Origin of the sequence: Shimwellia pseudoproteus (assembly GCF_016415625.1) — a bacterium.
GTDB classification, from domain to species: Bacteria; Pseudomonadota; Gammaproteobacteria; order Enterobacterales; family Enterobacteriaceae; genus Shimwellia; species Shimwellia pseudoproteus.
In genome coordinates this window covers 1-3,692 of the sequence record NZ_WBXP01000097.1, presented here as the reverse complement: position 1 = coordinate 3,692, position 3,692 = coordinate 1, and the positions used below count along the sequence as shown (strand labels likewise).

Annotated in this window: 2 protein-coding genes and 1 pseudogene; all 3 read left to right on the top strand. The window is 58.5% G+C overall.

Annotated elements, in window-relative coordinates; all coding sequences use genetic code 11:
• Positions 1–101 precede the first annotated feature (101 nt).
• Entirely contained in the window at positions 102–1,505 is a 1,404-nt protein-coding gene (locus tag F9C28_RS19755; RefSeq protein WP_199016950.1) for an FdrA family protein, read from the top strand.
• Positions 1,505–2,923, top strand: a complete 1,419-nt coding sequence (locus tag F9C28_RS19750) for a YlbE family protein (RefSeq protein ID WP_199016949.1) — start codon at positions 1,505–1,507, stop codon at positions 2,921–2,923. Before F9C28_RS19755 ends, F9C28_RS19750 begins: the two co-directional genes overlap by 1 nt.
• A 61-nt stretch (positions 2,924–2,984) precedes the next feature.
• Positions 2,985–3,596, top strand: a pseudogene (locus F9C28_RS19745) (xanthine permease); the annotation flags it as partial.
• Positions 3,597–3,692 lie beyond the last annotated feature (96 nt).

Below are 3,692 nucleotides of genomic sequence, written 5' to 3'. Positions count from 1 at the left end.
GGCGAAGGTGAGTTGATGGCTCATGATGTCCCTCTGGGATGCGCTCCGGATGAATATGATGATCTCATATCAGGAACTTGTTCGCACCTTCCTTAGCTGAAATGGGGTTATTATCTGAACCGATCCGGGCATCCGCCAGCGGTGATTTATTAATTGTCATTGAGGGCAATAGTGATAACGCCAATCAGGAGGCGTTGATTGCGATTGATACATTACTGGCGCCCACCGCCGCGGGGCCTGCGCAATATATTCGCTGCGCGACCCTGGCGGCGGGCCAGCGTCAGCAACCGCAGAGCAATCTGGCGCTTATTTCAGTTAATGGAATCTATGCGGTACGGGAGGCGCGCCAGGCGCTGCAACTGGGCCTGCATGTGATGCTGTTTTCCGACAATATCAGTCTGGAGGATGAGATTGCGTTAAAACGGCAGGCCCACGAACAGGGCTTATTACTGATGGGGCCCGATTGCGGCACGGCTATCATTAATGGTGTGGTGCTCGGGTTCGGTAACAATGTACGGCGCGGCAGTATTGGCATTGTCGGCGCCTCCGGGACGGGCAGCCAGGAGGTGAGCACCCGTATTCATCAATTTGGCCACGGTATTTCGCAACTGATTGGCACCGGCGGGCGCGATCTGAGTGAGCCGGTAGGCGGCCTGATGATGCTGGACGCCCTCAATATGCTGGCGGAGGACCCGGACACCCGGGTGATTGTACTGGTATCGAAGCCTCCCGCGGCGGCGGTGGCAGAGCGGGTGCTTACCCGGGCCAGAGCCGTGGAGAAACCGGTGGTTATCTGGTTTGCCGGGCCGGATAACCCGCGTAGTGACGAACCGGGGCTGCTGTTTGCCGGCAATTCAAAACAGGCGGCGCTTAACGCGGTGCTGGCGGCGGGGGCTCAGGCGGAGCAACTTGCGCTGCATCCGCTGAACTGGCCGCTGATCGGCGATATTCGGGCGCAGCTGGCGGGGCCCCAGCGCTACATTCGCGGCCTGTTCTGTGGCGGCACGCTGTGTGATGAGGCGATGTTTCTCGCCATGGAAAAGTACCCGGATGTTTACAGCAATATTCATCCCGACCCGGCATTCCGGCTGGCGGACCTCAGCCAGAGCCAGGGCCACACCTTCCTTGATTTTGGTGACGATGCCTTCACCAACGGTAAGCCGCACCCCATGATTGACCCGGGCCTGCGTATTCAGCGCCTGCTCCATGAGGCGCGGGACCCGCAGGTTGGCGTGATCCTGATGGACTTTATTCTTGGCTACGGCGCACATCAGGACCCGGTGGGCGTGATGCTGCCCGCCATTCAGCAAGCCCAGGCCACCGCCGCCGCAGAAAACCGTCCGCTGGTGATTGTGGGCTATGTGCTCGGGACCGACCAGGACAGTCAGTCACTGCAGCGGCAGTGCCAAATGTTAACCGATGCCGGCGTTATCTGGGCCAGCAGCAGTACGAATGCGGGATTACTGGCCCGTGAATTTGTCTGCCAACAAAAGGAGCTGCACTGATGAGCGCATTACTGTTTTCCCAGCCATTACAGGTGATTAACCTCGGGATCGCGCTATTTGTCGATGATCTGCGCCAGCAGAATACTGCGGTGGTGGATCTGGACTGGATGCCGCCAGGCCAGGGGGATCCCCGCATTGTGGCGCTGCTGGATAAGCTCGATTCACCGGCGATGGCGGCGAAGATAGCGGCGGCGAACCAACTGGCGCTGTCGCGTATTTTTGCCGCTCATCCGCTGCTGGCGGGGTTTGATCAGGCGATCAATGTCGTGCCCGGAATGACGAAAACCACCCTGTTACATGCGGGCCCGCCGATAACCTGGGAAAAGATGTGTGGCGCAATGCGCGGGGCGGTCACCGGTGCGCTGGTCTTTGAGGGGCTGGCCCGGGATGTGGCAGAAGCAGAGCAGGTGGCGGCCTCCGGGGCGATAACGTTCTCTCCCTGTCACGAGCATGATTGTGTCGGGTCGATGGCGGGGGTGACCTCGGCATCAATGTTTATGCATATCGTTGAAAACCGGACATTCGGCAACCGCGCTTACACCAACCTCAGTGAGCAAATGGCCCGGATCCTGCGCATGGGGGCCAATGATCAAAGCGTGATTGAGCGCCTGAACTGGATGCGTGATGTGCTGGGCCCGATACTGCGCGACGCGCTGCGCCTGGCAGGGGCCATTGATTTGCGGCTGTTGCTTTCCCAGGCGCTGCATATGGGGGATGAGTGTCATAACCGCAATAACGCCGGTACGGCGTTACTTAGCCAGGCATTAACCCCGTGGATCATTCAGACCGGTTACCCGGTAGCGCAGCAGCGCCAGGTGTTCGAGTTTATTGCCAGTAGCGATTACTTCTCTGGCCCCACCTGGATGGCGATGTGCAAAGCCGCGCTGGATGCCGCCAGCGGGATTGCCTACAGCACCATTGTGACGGCCATGGCCCGTAATGGCGTGGCGTTTGGTGTGCGGGTCAGTGGGTTGCCTGACCAGTGGTTTACCGGCCCGGCGGGTACCGTAGTGGGCCCGATGCTGGCGGGATACCGCCCGGAGGATGCGGGCCTCGACATCGGTGACAGTGCTATCACGGAAACCTACGGCATTGGCGGTTTTGCGATGGCGGCGGCACCGGCCATTGTGCCGCTGGTGGGGGGCACCATCGAGCAGGCGCTGGCATGGTCACGCAAAATGGCAGAAATCACCCGGGGTGAGAACCCGAATATCACCATACCGCTATTGGGTTTTCGCGGTATCCCCAGCGGCATCGACATTCGCCTGGTCGCCATGACCGGGATCCTGCCGGTTATCAATACCGCCATCGCTCACCGCCTTCCGGGGGTAGGCATGATCGGGGCCGGTATTGTGCATCCGCCGTTTGCCTGTTTTGAGCAGGCCCTGAGCCAGTTCTGCCAGCACTATTGCCAGTAACAGGCTGATACCAGAGAGGGTATCTGTGGATACCCCATTGCTTACCCGGGAGGAAGCAATCATGAGTGGAATAAAACTTGAATGGCGGCGCGGGGACTGGGCCGCTTATTTTGGGCTGATGACCAACAACCTGACCAATCTGCTGACCATGATGGGGCTGTTGATCTTTGTGGTGGGGATCCCGGCAGAGATTGTCTATGGCCGCATTGCCCCGGCATTTGGTCTGGCGGTGCTGGCCGCCAGTATTTGTTACACCTGGTTCGGCATTAATATGGCCAGAAAGACCGGGCGCCACGATGTTACCGCATTACCCTCTGGCCCCAGCGCGCCGTCTATTTTCACCGTCACTTTTCTGGTGCTGATGCCGGTTTATCAGCAAACCGGGGATGCTGACTTTGCTATCAAAATTGGCCTGGTCTGGTGTTTTGTGGAGGCGCTTATCCTGACTGGCGGGGCCTTCCTCGGGGATGCTATCCGCCGCATGATCCCGCGCACTGTGCTGTTGTCGTGTTTATCCGGGCTGGGGTTGTTGCTGTTGGCCATGAACCCGATGCTCCAGGCCTTTGAGGCCCCGACGGTATCGTTTATCGTCCTGTTGCTGATTTTTATTAACTGGTTCGGTAAAAAGCCCCTTTTTGCCCGTATCCCCACCGGGTTATTACTGCTGATTGCGGCTTTGTTGAATAAATCGAACTTTTAGCCGAAATTAGGATCAGATCACCACACTCCTGACCCTGTAGCGACATCCTGTGACAAAGCAAAAGTTCAA

Excerpts from the sequence above, each read along its gene's own strand:
- F9C28_RS19755 (WP_199016950.1), top strand. The coding sequence starts at position 102 with ATGGGGTTATTATCTGAACCGATCCGGGCATCCGCCAGCGGTGATTTA.
- F9C28_RS19750 (WP_199016949.1), top strand. The coding sequence starts at position 1,505 with ATGAGCGCATTACTGTTTTCCCAGCCATTACAGGTGATTAACCTCGGG.